At 60.4% G+C, this 15,530-nt stretch carries 14 protein-coding genes; 2 read left to right on the top strand and 12 right to left on the bottom strand.

Annotation, left to right across the window (positions count from 1 at the left end):
• Positions 1-139: 139 nt before the first annotated feature.
• Genes AC3A5O_RS04100 through AC3A5O_RS04090 form a run of 3 tightly spaced genes read right to left on the bottom strand, consistent with a single transcriptional unit; the run spans position 140 to position 3,738 of the window.
• Positions 140-1,504, bottom strand: a complete 1,365-nt coding sequence (locus AC3A5O_RS04100; protein ID WP_122567465.1) for an aspartate aminotransferase family protein — start codon at positions 1,502-1,504, stop codon at positions 140-142.
• 58 nt (positions 1,505-1,562) lie between these two features.
• Positions 1,563-2,921, bottom strand: coding sequence for a glutamine synthetase family protein (locus AC3A5O_RS04095; RefSeq protein WP_053126367.1), 1,359 nt, complete (start codon positions 2,919-2,921; stop codon positions 1,563-1,565).
• Between the two features lie 40 nt (positions 2,922-2,961).
• Positions 2,962-3,738: a gamma-glutamyl-gamma-aminobutyrate hydrolase family protein gene (locus AC3A5O_RS04090; protein ID WP_122567466.1), complete on the bottom strand. Its 777-nt coding sequence runs from the start codon at positions 3,736-3,738 to the stop codon at positions 2,962-2,964.
• Between the two features lie 278 nt (positions 3,739-4,016).
• Between AC3A5O_RS04090 and AC3A5O_RS04085 the strand changes: the two genes are divergently transcribed.
• Together AC3A5O_RS04085 and AC3A5O_RS04080 are read left to right on the top strand one after the other, a co-directional pair.
• On the top strand, positions 4,017-5,393 hold the full coding sequence (locus tag AC3A5O_RS04085; RefSeq protein WP_025216023.1) for a glutamine synthetase family protein: 1,377 nt from the start codon (positions 4,017-4,019) through the stop codon (positions 5,391-5,393).
• 245 nt (positions 5,394-5,638) lie between these two features.
• Positions 5,639-6,274, top strand: coding sequence for a TetR/AcrR family transcriptional regulator (locus AC3A5O_RS04080; RefSeq protein WP_122567467.1), 636 nt, complete (start codon positions 5,639-5,641; stop codon positions 6,272-6,274).
• 128 nt (positions 6,275-6,402) lie between these two features.
• Here the strand turns inward: AC3A5O_RS04080 and AC3A5O_RS04075 are convergent, their stop codons facing one another.
• From AC3A5O_RS04075 to argA, 9 genes are all read right to left on the bottom strand, one after another.
• The gene (locus AC3A5O_RS04075) at positions 6,403-6,618 is read right to left on the bottom strand and encodes a TOBE domain-containing protein (protein WP_003177394.1); all 216 of its coding nucleotides are present in this window, start codon (positions 6,616-6,618) and stop codon (positions 6,403-6,405) included.
• Between the two features lie 25 nt (positions 6,619-6,643).
• Complete coding sequence (ssuB, locus tag AC3A5O_RS04070) at positions 6,644-7,450, bottom strand: aliphatic sulfonates ABC transporter ATP-binding protein (RefSeq protein ID WP_122567468.1); 807 nt, start codon at positions 7,448-7,450, stop codon at positions 6,644-6,646.
• The gene (gene ssuC / locus AC3A5O_RS04065; RefSeq protein ID WP_122567469.1) at positions 7,447-8,229 is read right to left on the bottom strand and encodes an aliphatic sulfonate ABC transporter permease SsuC; all 783 of its coding nucleotides are present in this window, start codon (positions 8,227-8,229) and stop codon (positions 7,447-7,449) included. Before ssuC ends, ssuB begins: the two co-directional genes overlap by 4 nt.
• A 7-nt stretch (positions 8,230-8,236) precedes the next feature.
• The gene (gene ssuD, locus AC3A5O_RS04060) at positions 8,237-9,385 is read right to left on the bottom strand and encodes an FMNH2-dependent alkanesulfonate monooxygenase (protein WP_018610594.1); all 1,149 of its coding nucleotides are present in this window, start codon (positions 9,383-9,385) and stop codon (positions 8,237-8,239) included.
• Between the two features lie 24 nt (positions 9,386-9,409).
• Entirely contained in the window at positions 9,410-10,375 is a 966-nt protein-coding gene (locus tag AC3A5O_RS04055) for a sulfonate ABC transporter substrate-binding protein (protein WP_122567470.1), read from the bottom strand.
• A 91-nt stretch (positions 10,376-10,466) separates the two neighbouring features.
• Positions 10,467-11,060, bottom strand: coding sequence for an NADPH-dependent FMN reductase (gene ssuE / locus AC3A5O_RS04050; RefSeq protein WP_487752865.1), 594 nt, complete (start codon positions 11,058-11,060; stop codon positions 10,467-10,469).
• A gap of 311 nt (positions 11,061-11,371) precedes the next feature.
• A complete protein-coding gene (locus AC3A5O_RS04045; RefSeq protein ID WP_024617266.1) occupies positions 11,372-12,010 on the bottom strand; it encodes a peroxiredoxin in 639 nt (212 codons plus the stop codon).
• A gap of 284 nt (positions 12,011-12,294) precedes the next feature.
• Complete coding sequence (locus AC3A5O_RS04040) at positions 12,295-13,626, bottom strand: OprD family porin (protein ID WP_487752864.1); 1,332 nt, start codon at positions 13,624-13,626, stop codon at positions 12,295-12,297.
• A 474-nt stretch (positions 13,627-14,100) separates the two neighbouring features.
• Positions 14,101-15,399 carry an amino-acid N-acetyltransferase gene (gene argA, locus AC3A5O_RS04035; protein ID WP_122567475.1) on the bottom strand — a complete coding sequence of 433 codons (1,299 nt, stop codon included), beginning with the start codon at positions 15,397-15,399 and terminating at the stop codon, positions 14,101-14,103.
• Between the last annotated feature and the right edge of the window lie 131 nt (positions 15,400-15,530).

Below are 15,530 nucleotides of genomic sequence, written 5' to 3'. Positions count from 1 at the left end.
GCCACGTTCAGCAGCCGGCTCGCGGGCAACTTGAACAGCGGGTAGTCTGGCAAGTTACAGGCCAGGCTTTCAACACAAGCCCAGCCTTTTGTTTACGCTGGGCGAGGCCCTTGCAGGCACCTCGCTCAGAGCCTAGCACTTAGCCTTGCAATGCATTGAGGGTCAGGTCCAGACACTGCCGCGCCTTGGTCACCAGCTCATCGATCTCGGCCTTGCTGATCACCAGCGGCGGCGCAATGATCATGGTGTCGCCCACCGCGCGCATGATCAGCCCGTTATCGAAACAGAACTGCCGGCAGATCATGCCCACGCCCTTGCCTTCGTAGCGCTTGCGCGTGGCCTTGTCCTGGACCAGTTCGATCGCCCCCAGCAAACCGACCCCGCGTACTTCACCCACCAGCGGATGATCGTTCAGTTCCCGCAAACGCTTCTGCAAATAGGGTGCCGTTTCGCTGTGGACACGCTCGATGATCTTCTCGTCGCGCAGGATGCGGATGTTTTCCAGGGCCACCGCCGCGGCCACCGGGTGACCGGAGTAGGTAAACCCGTGGTTGAAGTCACCGCCTTCGTTGAGCACCGCGACCACGTCGTCGCGCACGATCAACCCGCCCATGGGGATGTAGCCAGAGGTCAGGCCCTTGGCGATGGTCATCATGTGCGGTTTCAACCCGTAATGATCGGTACCGAACCACTCACCGGTACGGCCGAAGCCACAGATCACTTCATCGGCCACGAACAGAATGTCGTACTTGGCGAGGATTTCCTTCATGCGCGGCCAGTAGCTGTCCGGCGGCACGATTACGCCACCGGCGCCCTGGATCGGCTCGGCGATGAAGGCACCGACGTTGTCCACGCCGATCTCCAGGATCTTTTCTTCCAACTGGTTGGCCGCCCACACGCCGAACTCTTCGGGGCTCATGTCGCCGCCTTCGCCGAACCAGTAAGGCTGGGCGATGTGGACGATGCCCGGGATCGGCAGGTCGCCCTGCTCGTGCATATAGGTCATGCCGCCCAGGCTCGCGCCGGCGACAGTCGAACCGTGATAACCGTTCTTGCGGCTGATGATGACTTTCTTGTTCGGCTGGCCCTTGATCGCCCAATAGTGGCGGACCATGCGCAACATGGTGTCGTTGCCCTCGGAGCCGGAGCCGGTGAAGAACACATGATTCATGCCTTCAGGGGCGATGTCGGCGATGGCTTTGGACAATTCCAGCACCGGCGGGTGGGCCGTCTGGAAGAACAGGTTGTAGTACGGCAATTCGCGCATTTGTTGGCTGGCGGCGTCGGCCAGTTCGTCGCGGCCGTAACCGACCGCCACGCACCAGAGGCCGGCCATGCCGTCGAGGATCTTGTTGCCTTCACTGTCCCAGAGGTAGACGCCCTTGGCGTGAGTGATGATGCGCGGGCCTTTCTCTTTGAGCTGCTTGAAATCGCTGAACGGCGCCAGGTGGTGATCGTTGCTCAGGGCCTGCCATTCACGGGTTTGCGGGTTATTGCGGGTCATGCGAATTCTCCTGTGATCGGTGAGGGCGAAGCTGCCTTAAGCAGCTCCGCCCGGCGCTTCAGACGGCAAAGAGCAGGAATTCCCGCTCCCACGAACTGATGACGCGCTTGAAGTTTTCATGCTCGGCCCGCTTGACCGCGACGTAGCCTGTGATGAATTTCTTGCCCAGGTATTTCTCGATGGTGGTGCTGTTTTCCATGCGTTCCAGGGCGTCTTCGATGGTCAGCGGCAAACGCAGGTTGCGGCGTTCGTAGCCACGGCCCACCACCGGCGCGCTCGGGCTGATGCCCTCGACCATGCCGATGAAGCCGCACAGCAGGCTGGCGGCAATCGCCAGATACGGGTTGGCGTCGGCGCCCGGCAAGCGGTTTTCCACCCGACGGTTCTGCGGCCCGGCATCCGGCACGCGCAGGCCCACGGTGCGGTTCTCTTCGCCCCACTCCACGTTCACCGGTGCCGAGGTGTCCGGCAGGAAGCGGCGGAACGAGTTGACGTTGGGGGCGAACAGCGGCAACAGCTCGGGGATGAACTTCTGCAGGCCGCCGATGTGGTGCAGGAACAGATCGCTCATGGTCCCGTCTTCATTGGAGAAGACGTTCTTGCCGGTTTCCTTGTCGATGATGCTCTGGTGCAAGTGCATCGCGCTGCCCGGCTCGCCGGTCATGGGCTTGGCCATGAACGTGGCCGCCACGTCGTGCTTGAGTGCCGCCTCGCGCATGGTGCGCTTGAACACCAGGATCTGGTCGGCCAGGGACAGGGCATCGCCATGACGGAAATTGATTTCCATCTGCGCCGTGCCGTCCTCGTGGATCAGGGTATCGAGGTCCAGTTCCTGCAACTCGCACCAGTCGTAGACGTCTTCGAACAGCGGGTCGAATTCGTTGGCCGCTTCGATCGAGAAAGACTGGCGACCGGTTTCCGGGCGGCCGGAGCGACCAATGGGCGGTTGCAGCGGAAAGTCCGGGTCGTCGCTGCGTTTGGTCAGGTAGAACTCCATTTCCGGCGCGACGATGGGCTGCCAGCCTTTGTCGGCGTAGAGCTTGAGCACTTTCTTGAGCACGTTGCGCGGCGACAGCTCGATGGGGTTGCCCTGCTTGTCGTAGGCGTCGTGGATGACCTGGGCGGTGGGCTCGATGGCCCATGGCACAAGGAATACGGCGTTCTCGTCCGGGCGGCAGATCATGTCGATGTCAGCCGGGTCGAGCAGTTCGTAATAGATGTCGTCTTCGACATAGTCGCCCGTAACGGTCTGGAGCAGAACGCTCTCGGGCAGACGCATGCCTTTCTCGGCGATGAACTTGTTGGTCGGCGAGATCTTGCCCCGGGTGATACCGGTCAGGTCGCCAATCATGCATTCGACTTCTGTGATCTTGTGGTCTTTCAACCAATCGGTGAGCTGGTCGAGGTTGTTACTCATAAATGCCTCTAGGCGTGAGTTTCCTGACTGCTATTAGTCGTCAGGCGTTGTTTGACGCATCCGCGTCGCGTTGTGTTGCCCTTGCGCGGCAGGCATCGCCAAATGCCTGGAAAATCGCAAGGTAGTGCGGGTTAGAGCTTACCTCCCATTCAGGGTGCCATTGCACACCTAAAGCAAAAGCCTTGCCTTCTAATACCGAAATAGCCTCGATCAGGCCGTCCGGCGCCACCGCTTCGGCCCGCAAGCCAGGTGCCAGGCGCTCGATACCCTGGCTGTGGATCGAGTTGACGTCTATCCATTGAGGCAACCCCAGGCCTGCCAGTACGCCGCCAGGCTGGATATGCACGGTGTGGGCAGGACCGTATTGGACGTCCACCGCTTGAGTATCGTCTTCACGATGATCGATAAACGTTCCCACTTCATGAACCTTCTGATGCAGGCTGCCGCCAAAGGCTACGTTCATCTCCTGGAAACCACGGCAGATGCCCAGCACCGGGACGCCCGCCGCGACAGCGGCGCGGATCAGCGGCAGGGTGGTGGCGTCCCGTGCAGGATCATGGGCAGTGCCCGGCGCGCTGGCTGGGCCCTGGTAGTGAAAAGGTTCTACATTGGAAGGAGAGCCGGTAAAGAGAATACCGTCCAGGGCGTCCAGAATATCGGACGGCGCGAACAGATCCGCCAAGGACGGGAGCAGCACTGGCAAGCCCTTGGCGGCTGTCGCGACAGCCCGGGAATATTTATCGCCACTGGCGTGATAAGCATGCAGACCCATCTGCTTGGAGCAGGTGGTGACGCCGATTAACGGCAGGCGAGACATGAAGCACCCCGGTATTATTGCTGTTATGGGTTTGAATCGAGCTTAGCCTTGTTCATTTTTTTACACAACACCCCCGTAAAAAATACAACACGGCCCGCTCAAGCCTGCGGGCGCCAAGGCCCTTAAAGGGAAAAAAACGCCCTAAATTGCCTCAAAAAAGCCCTGCAGGTGCTTTTTTAGGGCAAAAAAGGCCCTGCTTGACTTCGGCATGCCGTTCGGGTTGACTGGCTTTCGAAGAGATCAATGATTGATATTTTTAACAACAAAGGTGTTGCATCATGTCGGTACCCCCGCGTGCCGTTCAGCTTAACGAAGCGAACGCGTTCCTTAAGGAACATCCTGAGGTTCTGTACGTTGACCTTCTGATTGCGGATATGAATGGTGTGGTGCGCGGCAAGCGCATAGAACGCACCAGCCTCCACAAGGTTTACGAGAAAGGCATCAACCTGCCGGCCTCTTTATTTGCTCTGGATATCAATGGCTCTACGGTGGAAAGCACCGGCCTGGGCCTGGACATCGGTGATGCTGACCGAATCTGTTATCCAATCCCTGACACCCTGTGCAACGAGCCTTGGCAGAAGCGCCCTACTGCGCAACTGTTGATGACCATGCACGAACTCGAAGGCGAACCTTTCTTCGCCGACCCGCGTGAAGTCCTGCGACAGGTCGTGACCAAGTTCGATGAACTGGGTCTGACCATCTGCGCCGCATTCGAGTTGGAGTTCTACCTGATCGACCAGGAGAACGTGAATGGACGCCCACAACCGCCTCGCTCGCCGATTTCCGGCAAACGCCCGCATTCAACACAGGTCTACCTGATCGATGACCTCGACGAATACGTCGATTGCCTCCAGGACATTCTGGAAGGGGCCAAGGAGCAAGGCATTCCCGCCGACGCCATCGTCAAGGAAAGTGCCCCGGCGCAGTTCGAAGTGAACCTGCACCACGTGGCCGATCCGATCAAGGCGTGCGACTACGCGGTCCTGCTCAAGCGCCTGATCAAGAACATCGCCTACGACCATGAAATGGACACCACCTTCATGGCCAAGCCGTATCCGGGCCAGGCGGGCAATGGGTTGCACGTCCACATTTCGATTCTGGATAAAGACGGCAAGAATATCTTTGCCAGCGAGGATCCCGAGCAGAACGCCGCACTGCGTCACGCGATCGGCGGTGTGCTCGAGACCCTGCCCGCGCAGATGGCTTTCCTCTGCCCGAACGTCAACTCCTACCGTCGTTTCGGCGCACAGTTCTACGTGCCGAACTCGCCGACCTGGGGCCTGGACAACCGCACCGTGGCCTTGCGCGTGCCCACCGGCTCGGCCGATGCCGTGCGTCTGGAACACCGCGTCGCCGGCGCCGATGCCAACCCCTACCTGCTGATGGCGGCAGTGTTGGCGGGTGTGCACCATGGCCTGGTCAACAAGATCGAGCCCGGTGCGCCGGTGGAAGGCAACAGCTACGAGCAGAACGAGCAAAGCCTGCCGAACAACTTGCGCGATGCACTGCGCGAGCTCGACGACAGTGAAGTCATGGCCAAGTACATCGATCCGAAATACATCGATATCTTCGTGGCCTGTAAGGAAAGTGAGCTGGAGGAGTTCGAACACTCCATCTCCGACCTCGAATACAACTGGTACCTGCATACCGTGTAAGCGGTTGCGGTAAAAAAGAAACGCCGCAGGCCTTATGGCCTGCGGCGTTTTTTTATGGAGGCTGGTTGAATGGCCGCCTTCGGCGGATCGCGAGCAAGCTCAGCTCCCACAGGGGTTCTTTGTGATCATTTGACCTGATTCACAATGTATTGCTCTGTGGGAGCAAGGCTTGCCCGCGATGAGGGCTTGGCAGACAACACAGAAATCGACTCGTACAATGCCCGGCAGCCCCGCAGGAGAGCTTCATGACACGCATCGCCGCACCCCGCAAACCCCGCGCACGCAGCCAGGCCCGGATCGACACCATTCTCGATGCCGCCCGTACACTGCTTGCCGCCGAAGGCGTGGCCAGCCTGTCGATCTACAGCGTCGCCGAGCGCGCCGGGATCCCGCCCTCTTCCGTGTACCACTTCTTCGCCAGCGTCCCGGCCCTGCTCGAAGCCCTGACCGCCGATGTCCACGCCGCCTTTCGCGCGGGCCTGCAAGCACCGATCGATCATGCAGCGCTGAACCACTGGCACGACCTGTCACGGCTGGTGGAACAGCGCATGCTCGCCATCTACAGCCAGGACGCCGCCGCTCGCCAGCTGATCCTGGCCCAGCACGGCCTGACCGAAGTCACCCAGGCCGACCGCCAGCACGACCTTGAGCTGAGTGACTTGATGCACAAGGTATTCGACCACCATTTCGCCCTGCCGCCCTTGCCTAAAGACGTCGACGTGTTCGCCCTGGCCATGGAACTGGGCGACCGCGTCTACGCCCGCTCGATACAACAGCACGGCCAGATCACCCCGCGCATGGCCGAAGAAGGCATGCGGGTGTTCGATGCGTACCTGGGACTGTATCTGCCGCCGTATCTCCCCAAGCGTGAAGCCCCCTGACCCCTGTGGCGAGGGGATTTATCCCCTCGCCACAAAGGCCCCCTTCTAACCTCACCAAGCGTATTCACCGGCCACCAAAAAGAACCCCGAAGGGCTCACGCCGTCCGGGGCTGTGGGTGAAACATCGTTCACAACTTGGCGATAGACACCTCAGTGGATTTGACGAAGGCGATCACTTCACTGCCGATCGCCAGCTCCAGCTCCTTGACCGAGCGGGTAGTGATGACCGACGTGACGATGCCGGAAGCGGTCTGCACGTCGATTTCCGACAGCACGTCGCCTTCGACGATTTCCTTGATGGTGCCTTTGAACTGGTTGCGTACGTTGATGGCTTTGATAGTCATGGTGTCGATTCCTGTCTGGATGAAGTTATTGAGCCCAACGCAATTGCGTGGGCAAGGGTGAAACGGGTTCGGGTTCCGGCGGTTGGCCGGGCAAGGACAGCACACGGTTGAGGACTTCGGTTTCCAGGCTCGCCAGGCGATGAGAGCCGCGAACCCGTGGACGCGGCAGGGCGATGGCCAGGTCGAGGCCGATCTGACCGTCCTCGATCAGGATCACCCGATCGGCAATCGCCACCGCTTCGCTGACGTCGTGGGTCACCAGCAACACCGTGAAACCGTGTTGCCGCCAGAGGTTTTCGATCAGTTGCTGCATCTCGATACGGGTCAGGGCGTCCAGCGCTCCCAAGGGTTCGTCGAGCAGCAACAGGCGTGGCTGATGGATCAACGCGCGAGCCAGGGCCACCCGTTGCTTCTGGCCGCCGGACAGCGCCGCCGGCCACTCATGGGCGCGGTCGGCCAGGCCCACCGCTTCCAGTGCCTGCAACGCCTGCGGGCGCCAATTGCCCCTGAGCCCGAGACCGACGTTATCGATGATTTTTTTCCAGGGCAGCAAACGCGCTTCCTGGAACATCAACCGCGTGTCTTCCCGTGCATCGCTCAACGACGCAGAACCGGCCAGCAACTGTCCACCGGTGGGCTGATCGAGGCCAGCCAGCAAACGCAGCAAGGTACTTTTGCCACAGCCGCTGCGACCGACCACGGCCACGAATTGCCCGGCCGGGATATGCAGGTCGATGTCGCGCAATACCTGGCGCGTGCCGAAGGTTTTTTGCAGCTTGCGCACCGCCAGCGGAATGCCACGCAGCAGGCGCGGAGGTTGTTGGGCGGTCATGCCACACCTCCCTTGCTCACTTGGTACGCCGGGTGCCAGCGCAGCCAGACCCGCTCAAGCCCGCGAGCGGCCAGGTCGGCCAATTTGCCCAGCACGGCGTACAGAAGAATCGCCAATACCACCACATCGGTTTGCAGGAACTCCCGGGCATTCATCGCCAGGTAACCGATGCCGGAACTGGCGGAGATGGTTTCCGCAACGATCAGCGTCAGCCACATGAAACCCAGGGCAAAGCGCACGCCCACCAGGATCGAAGGCAAGGCGCCCGGCAGGATCACCTGACGAAACAGGCGCAAGCCAGACAAGCCGTAGCTGCGGGACATTTCCACCAGCGCCGGGTCGACGTTGCGAATCCCGTGGTAGGTGTTGAGGTAGATGGGAAACAACGTGCCCAGGGCCACCAGGAAAATCTTCGCCGACTCATCGATGCCAAACCACAGGATCACCAGCGGAATCAGCGCCAGGTGCGGCACGTTCCGCACCATCTGCACGGAGCTGTCCAACAGGCGTTCGCCCCATTTCGACAAACCGGTGATAAAGCCCAGGGCCAGGCCGATGCCGCCACCGATCAGGAAACCCACCGCCGCCCGCCAACCGCTGATGGCCAGGTGCGTCCAGATCTCGCCGCTGCGCACCAGGTTGACCCCGGCTTCGATCACCGCCACGGGTGCCGGCAGGATCCGCGTGGACAACCAACCGGCCGACACCGACAGTTGCCAGACCGCCAGCAACAGCAGCGGCACTGCCCAGGGCGCGAGGTTGTGGATAATTTTCTTCATGGCCGCCTCAGCTCTGGGACGCGGCTTTGGGCAGGATGTCGTTGGCGACCATTTCACCGAACGGGCTCACATAACCCTGGCTTTTCGGCAGCTCCGGACGCTCCACGTCCAGGTGTGGGAACAACAGTTCCGCCACGCGATAGGACTCTTCCAGGTGGGGATAACCGGAGAAGATGAAGGTGTCGATGCCAAGATCGGCGTACTCCTTGACCCGCGCCGCCACGGTCGGGCCGTCGCCCACCAGTGCGGTCCCGGCACCGCCGCGCACCAGGCCGACACCGGCCCAGAGGTTGGGGCTGACTTCCAGCTTGTCGCGACGGCCACCGTGCAGGGCGGCCATGCGTTGCTGGCCCACCGAATCGAAGCGCGCCAGGGACGCCTGGGCACGGGCGATGGTGTCGTCGTCCAGGTGGGAAATCAGCCGGTCGGCTGCTTGCCAGGCTTCGGCGTTGGTTTCCCGCACGATCACATGCAGACGGATGCCGAAGCGCACGGTGCGGCCGAGCTTCGCGGCCTTGGCGCGCACTTGTTCGATCTTCTGCGCTACGGCGGCGGGCGGCTCGCCCCAGGTCAGCACCATTTCCACTTGCTCGGCCGCCAGGTCCTGGGCGGCTTCCGACGAACCGCCGAAATACAGCGGCGGACGCGGTTGCTGGATCGGCGGATAGAGCAGCTTGGCGCCCTTCACACTGATGTGTTCACCGTCGTAATCCACGGTTTCGCCTTCCAGCACTCGGCGCCAGATCCGGGTGAATTCCACTGAGGCCTGGTAGCGTTGTTCGTGGTCGAGGAACAAGCCATCGCCGGCCAGTTCGTCCGGGTCGCCGCCGGTCACCAGGTTGAACAACGCCCTTCCGCCGGACAACCGGTCGAGGGTCGCGGCCTGGCGTGCCGCCACCGTCGGCGAAATAATCCCGGGACGCAGGGCGACGAGGAATTTCAGGCGCTGGGTCACCGGAATCAACGAAGCGGCCACCAGCCACGAATCCTCGCAGGAACGCCCGGTGGGGATCAACACGCCGCCGAAACCCAGGCGGTCCGCCGCTTGGGCGACCTGCTGCAAATAACCGTGATCGACGGCGCGGGCGCCTTCGGCAGTGCCAAGGTAATGGCCGTCGCCGTGGGTAGGCAGGAACCAGAAAATATTGAGGCTCATGGAGTGGTCTCCTAAGGGATCGAATTACTGCGCGTTCGCAACGGCCGCCGGCGGCGTCCAGATCACGTCCTTGATGCTCAAGGGCTTGGGAATCAATTTGAGCTGGTAGAAGCTGTCGGCGATTTTTTGCTGCGCCGCCACCACTTCCGGCGTGAGGAACAACGCCCCGTAGCCTTGGCGCTTCACCGACGTCAGGGTGATGTCCGCCGGCAGCCCGAGCAGCGGCGATACCTGCTGGGTCACGTCTTCAGGGTTGGCCTTGGACCACTCCCCCACCGCGCGCACTTCTTCCACCAGGGCGGTAATGACCTGGGGATTCTTTTGCGCATAAGGTTTGGTGGCGAGGTAGAACTGGTGGTTATCGACGATGCCTTTGCCGTCTCGCAGGGTGCGTGCCTGCAACTGTTGTTCGGCGGCAGCCTGGTACGGGTCCCAGATCACCCAAGCATCGACACTGCCACGCTCGAACGCAGCACGGGCGTCGGCCGGTGGCAGGAAAACCGTCTGGATATCGGAGTACTTGAGGCCGGCGTCTTCCAGCGCCCGCACCAGCAGGTAGTGGACATTGGAGCCTTTGTTCAGCACGACTTTCTTGCCCTTGAGGTCGTGCACCGATTGGATCGCCGACCCCTTGGGCACGAGGATGGCTTCGCTGGCGGGTGCCGGTGGCTCGTAAGCAACATAGAGCAGGTCGGCGCCCGCGGCCTGGGCAAACACCGGCGGGGTCTCACCGGTCACGCCGAAGTCGATGGAGCCGACGTTCAAGCCTTCCAACAGTTGCGGGCCGCCAGGAAATTCGGTCCATTGCACATCCACGCCTTGGGCGGCGAGGCGTTTCTCCAATGAGCCCTTGGCCTTGAGCAGCACCAGGGTGCCGTACTTCTGATAACCGATCCGCAAGGTCTCGGCTTGAGCCTGGGTAACGACGCCGAAGGACACAGCCGCAGCAAACAGAGCGACCAGCCCGCGACGCAAAATGACAGTGCGCATGGCGCCTCTCCTTTTTGCTGTGGGGTTTTGGCTGCACCTGCTGGGCCGTTGGCGGCTGAGTAAGGTGAGTTGAATCAGGGGTGTCCGGGGTTTAAATGCTCCAGCGAGCACTCAGCAAACGTTCGTTCAATACATTGGGGTCCAGCGGCCTGGGCCGACGGGCCATGGCGCTGAAAAACTGTTCCAGCGCCTCGTCCAGGCGCTGTTGCAAGGCCGGCGCCAATTGCGTCTGGGCACTGCCTTCGCCGTAGGCGATCTGGCTGTCTTCGGCAAAGATCCCATGGAGCATTTCCTGGGCCTTGAGCGCCGACAACACCGGCTTGAGGGCGTAGTCCACCGCCAACATGTGGGCGATGCTGCCGCCGGTTGCCATCGGCAGCACCACTTTATGGGCCAAGGCCCGTTCCGGCAGCAGGTCCAGCAAGGTCTTCAACGCGCCGGAAAAAGACGCCTTGTACACCGGCGTGGCAATCAGCAGACCGTCGGCATTTTCGATCTGCTGGAGCAGGTCGACCACCTTCGGGCTGTCGAAACGGGCATGGAGCAAGTCTTCGGCCGGGAAATCGCGCACCTGATAACTCACCACTTCCACACCTTGCTGCTGCAACCAGCGTTGCGACCGCTCCAGCAGCACCCCGGAGCGGGAGCGTTGGCTGGGACTGCCACCGAGTGAGACGACCAACATGCCTACCCTTCCTTAACTGTCACGTGCGATTCGCGGCGGGCGATCTCGCTGTATGGGTCAAACCATAACAGCGGATTGATATATCTTTAAATCATATTTATTCATTTGGTTATTCTATATAGAGATATACGTATGACTTTATTCGGGGCATAAAAAAAGGCCGTCGGAACGGCCGAAAACCCTTGGTGCACAGTAATCCCCCTGTGGGAGCGAGCTTGCTCGCGATAGCGGTGTGTCAGCCAACATTATGTGTCGGATAGACCGCTATCGCGAGCAAGCTCGCTCCCACAGGTCCAGGACCAGGTTTTGTCTCAGCGATTGGGCTGCGGGGTAAGGCGCAGGTAGGGTTTCACGGCACGGTAGCCCTTGGGAAAGCGCTGCTTGAGTTCCTCTTCATCCTTGAGCGACGGCACGATCACCACTTCATCACCGTCCTGCCAGTTGGCCGGAGTGGCGACTTTGTAGTTGTCGGTCAGTTGCAGGGAATCGATCACCCTCAGGATCTCGTTGAAATTGCGCCCGGTGCTGGCCGGGTAGGTGATGGTCAGGCGAATCTTCTTGTTCGGGTCGATCACGAACAGTGAACGCACGGTCAAGGTGTCGCTGGCGTTGGGGTGGATCAAGTCGTACAGGTCCGACACCTTACGGTCGGCATCGGCCAGGATCGGAAAATTGACCACGGCGTTCTGGGTCTCGTTGATGTCCTCGATCCACTTGTGGTGCGAGTCCACCGGGTCCACCGACAGGGCAATGGCCTTGACCCCACGCTGGGCGAACTCGTCCTTGAGCTTGGCGGTCAGACCCAACTCGGTGGTGCATACCGGCGTGAAGTCCGCCGGGTGGGAAAACAGCACACCCCAGCTGTCGCCGAGCCATTCGTGGAAGCGAATCTTGCCGGCGCTGGAATCCTGTTCGAAGTCGGGGGCGATGTCGCCAAGTCTGAGGCTCATGGTGCGGCTCCTGGATGAGGTTGTTGTGAGCCCAACTTTGCACCGGTTTCGATTGCATTAAAAAGAATGAATATCCATTTATCTAGATCATTAGTGAATATAAAAAACTGTTCACTGGCGTCATTCCGCATACCGGCACAAGATCGTCAACGAGGTTCGAGAAGGCCTCGAGTTGCTGAAAAGAGGAGAAGTTTCGAGGAGGGCTACAGGGGTGGGCCTGACTCGAAAACGTAAAAGCCCCGCCCGGCGTGTTGCCGGGCGGGGCTTTTTTACTTCGCTACGTCTTACATGAAGTTGTAAGTGTAGTTGAAGATCAGGCGGGTCTGATCACGGTCAGGGCCGGAAAGACTACCGGTGCCACGATAGGAGCCGTGACGCAGGGTGGTGCCGAAACCTTTCAGAGCGCCTTGCTGGACGACGTAATCCAAGCGCATGTCGCGCTCCCACTCGGACGAATCGCTTCCACCTGCGGTCTTGGACCTGATGTTTTCACCATGCAAATAGGCCACGGCAGCTTTCAGGCCAGGAACGCCCAGAGAGGCGAAGTCGTAAGAGTATTGACCGAAGGTGGTATTTTCACCGGCACGGATAAACCCGTTGATCATGCTATCTGTGAACAGATAGAAGCTCGAGCCACCAGCGCCTTCATTTCGGCCGTTGCCGTCAAGCACATTGCCCTGGTTCAGGAAGACAAAACCACCGTCATCGCCAACTTGCTGATGACCCAACATGAAAGCACTGCCACCCAGGGAGTAGGTGAACATGGCGCTCCAGGTTTTGTTATCGACCACACCCTGTTCTTTGAAATAGCCACCGTTGTTATCGAACTGATAGCCTGCATCGCCGTTGCGGCCATCCGAGCTGCTGTCGAAGTAACGCAGGTCAGTCTTGAAAGACTGGCCCTCGCTGATCGGGAAAACATGTACAGCACCCAGGAAGTGCTGTTTGTAGTAATCCTGCAGGTTGGAGTAGTAGTACTGCAGAGTCAGGTCTTTGGTGACCTTCCAATCAGCACCGGCGTAGCGGAATTGATTGCTTTCCTCGGTACCACCAGAGACCGCCAAGCCGGTACGGTTGCTCGATGCACGACCAACAGCATGTTCCAGCTGACCAGCGTTGAACGTTACGTTGTCCAGGTCCTTGGAGGTGATGGTGCCACCTTCGAAGGTTTGCGGCAGCAGACGACCGTCGCTGGCGACCAGGATCGGCAGGTTAGGCGCCAGGGCGCCACCCAGGTGGGCTTCGGTCTTAGAGAAAAGCGCCTTGACGTTGCCCGACAGACGACTCCAGTTGTGTACGGCGGAGCCATCGGTGTCACTTGGAACGAAGGTGTTGCTATTTGGGTGTTGGCCTTTACCACCATCGAGATGGATACCCACCAATGCCTGGGCATCGATACCAAAACCAACGACGCCTTGGGTAAAGCCAGACTTGTAGTCGAACTTCAGGCCAGTAGCGGTTTCACGCTGGTCGGCACCGCCTTCGCGGTTATCGTTATCAAAGTACAACGTACGAGAACTGACAGACGCCTTGCTGTCCTCGATAAAACCCGCGGCGCCTGCCTGCTGCGCCAGAACCCCAACGGCCACGGCCACGGCCAAGGTGGACTTGTTCATGCTTCGCTCCTCTCGTTTTCTAATTCTTGTGTCTCTTTGGCTCCGGATCGAACGCCCGGAATCCGCGGATGCGCGATTAGCGCCAGACCGTGACTGACAAGTCAATCGTAAGCATTTATGGCTACGACTATGGTCTAACCCCTCTACACCGGCCCGCAGGATAATGGATTCTTTATAATCCCAAAAAGAATTGTTTCAACAGTTTTCAGCTCGTTTCGACATATGAGTGCCATCACAGCACCATCAGGCCGTGACATGCCTTATCGGCGACGCAGAGAATTACTGAACGATGATTCGTCGGGGATTTACGAGACCCGCGAATTCTTGGCGGCGAGATCTGTTTGCGCGCCTCCTGCGCCTTCGATTCCTGTTCAAGACAGCGCGCGCATGCCGCGATCTTGACGTGTTCCAGACTAGCTGCTCATTGTCTGAAATCAAGAAGATCGCGGTAGCGCAAAGTTTCCGACGGCTGTCCTACAAGGATTTTTCGAAGATTTTCGAATTACGCTGATAGTTGTAGAGCGACGCCCGCGCCGCCGGCAGGCGGTCGACGCTGCTGGGCTCGAAACCGCGTTCGCGGAACCAGTGGGCAGTGCGGGTCGTAAGGACGAACAGCGTCTTGAGCCCTTGGGCACGGGCCCGGGTTTCGATGCGCTCCAGCAGCTCATCGCCCCGGCCACCGTGGCGGTATTCCGGGTTCACCGCCAGGCAGGCCAGTTCCCCGGCATCCGAGTCGGCGATCTGGTACAGCGCCGCGCAGGCGATGATCATGCCTTCGCGCTCGACCACGCTGAACTGTTCGATCTCGCGCTCCAGCACCTCGCGGGAGCGACGCACCAGAATCCCCTGCTCTTCCAGCGGACTGATCAGGTCCAGCAGGCCGCCGACATCTTCGATGGCCGCTTCGCGCACCACTTCGAATTGCTCCTGGGCCACCAAGGTGCCGCTGCCATCGCGGGTGAACAGTTCAGCCAGCAGCGCGCCGTCCTCGGCATAGCTGACGATATGGCTACGGGCGACGCCGCCACGACAGGCCTGGGCCGCCGCATCCAGCAGTTCGGCCTGATAGTCGCTGCCCAGGCGTTGCATGTGGCCGGGGACCTGTTGCGGGCGCAATTCGCGCACCAGCCGTCCATCCTCGCCGATCAGCCCCTGCTCGGCACCGAACAGCAGCAGCTTGTCGGCGGCCAGGTCGATGGCCGCCCGGGTGGCGACGTCTTCACAGGCCAGGTTGAAGATCTCTCCGGTGGGCGAATAACCCAACGGCGACAGCAGCACGATGGAACGCTCGTCCAGCAGGCGATTGATGCCCTTGCGATCGACCCGACGCACTTCACCGGTGTGGTGATAATCCACGCCTTCGAGCACACCGATGGGACGCGCGGTGACCAGGTTGCCGCTGGCGACCCGCAACCGCGAGCCCTGCATGGGCGAAGAGGCCATGTCCATGGACAGGCGTGCCTCGATGGCGATGCGCAACTGGCCGACCGCGTCGATCACGCACTCCAGGGTCGCCGCATCGGTGATACGCATGCCGTGGTGGTAATGGGGCGTCAGGCCCCGTGCAGCGAGGCGGGTCTCGATCTGCGGACGCGAACCATGGACCAGCACCAGGCGCACGCCGAGGCTGTGCAGCAGCACCAGGTCATGGACGATATTGCCGAAATTCGGGTGTTCCACCCCGTCGCCGGGCAGCATGACGATGAAGGTGCAATCGCGGTGGGCATTGATGTAGGGCGAAGCGTGGCGAAGCCAATTGACGTATTCGGGCATGAACCTGGACCTGTAATAAATAACAGCCAAAACAAAGACGAAACAGAACGCACAACGGGGCTGGTGGTTATCGTCGGAACAGGCTTGGCGACACGCGCGCTCTCCTCATGTGATGAATACGGGCCCGCAAG

It is taken from the genome of Pseudomonas sp. Soil_N_39, from assembly GCF_057655955.1.
The sequence above is the reverse complement of the archived record's forward strand: the minus strand, read 5'-3'. Positions and strand labels throughout refer to the sequence as shown.

Bases quoted from the DNA above. Each gene is read 5' to 3' on its own strand.
- AC3A5O_RS04100 (WP_122567465.1), bottom strand. From the start codon at position 1,504: ATGACCCGCAATAACCCGCAAACCCGTGAATGGCAGGCCCTGAGCAAC.
- AC3A5O_RS04095 (WP_053126367.1), bottom strand. From the start codon at position 2,921: ATGAGTAACAACCTCGACCAGCTCACCGATTGGTTGAAAGACCACAAG.
- AC3A5O_RS04090 (WP_122567466.1), bottom strand. From the start codon at position 3,738: ATGTCTCGCCTGCCGTTAATCGGCGTCACCACCTGCTCCAAGCAGATG.
- AC3A5O_RS04085 (WP_025216023.1), top strand. From the start codon at position 4,017: ATGTCGGTACCCCCGCGTGCCGTTCAGCTTAACGAAGCGAACGCGTTC.
- AC3A5O_RS04080 (WP_122567467.1), top strand. From the start codon at position 5,639: ATGACACGCATCGCCGCACCCCGCAAACCCCGCGCACGCAGCCAGGCC.
- AC3A5O_RS04075 (WP_003177394.1), bottom strand. From the start codon at position 6,618: ATGACTATCAAAGCCATCAACGTACGCAACCAGTTCAAAGGCACCATC.
- ssuB (WP_122567468.1), bottom strand. From the start codon at position 7,450: ATGACCGCCCAACAACCTCCGCGCCTGCTGCGTGGCATTCCGCTGGCG.
- ssuC (WP_122567469.1), bottom strand. From the start codon at position 8,229: ATGAAGAAAATTATCCACAACCTCGCGCCCTGGGCAGTGCCGCTGCTG.
- ssuD (WP_018610594.1), bottom strand. From the start codon at position 9,385: ATGAGCCTCAATATTTTCTGGTTCCTGCCTACCCACGGCGACGGCCAT.
- AC3A5O_RS04055 (WP_122567470.1), bottom strand. From the start codon at position 10,375: ATGCGCACTGTCATTTTGCGTCGCGGGCTGGTCGCTCTGTTTGCTGCG.
- ssuE (WP_487752865.1), bottom strand. From the start codon at position 11,060: ATGTTGGTCGTCTCACTCGGTGGCAGTCCCAGCCAACGCTCCCGCTCC.
- AC3A5O_RS04045 (WP_024617266.1), bottom strand. From the start codon at position 12,010: ATGAGCCTCAGACTTGGCGACATCGCCCCCGACTTCGAACAGGATTCC.
- AC3A5O_RS04040 (WP_487752864.1), bottom strand. From the start codon at position 13,626: ATGAACAAGTCCACCTTGGCCGTGGCCGTGGCCGTTGGGGTTCTGGCG.
- argA (WP_122567475.1), bottom strand. From the start codon at position 15,399: ATGCCCGAATACGTCAATTGGCTTCGCCACGCTTCGCCCTACATCAAT.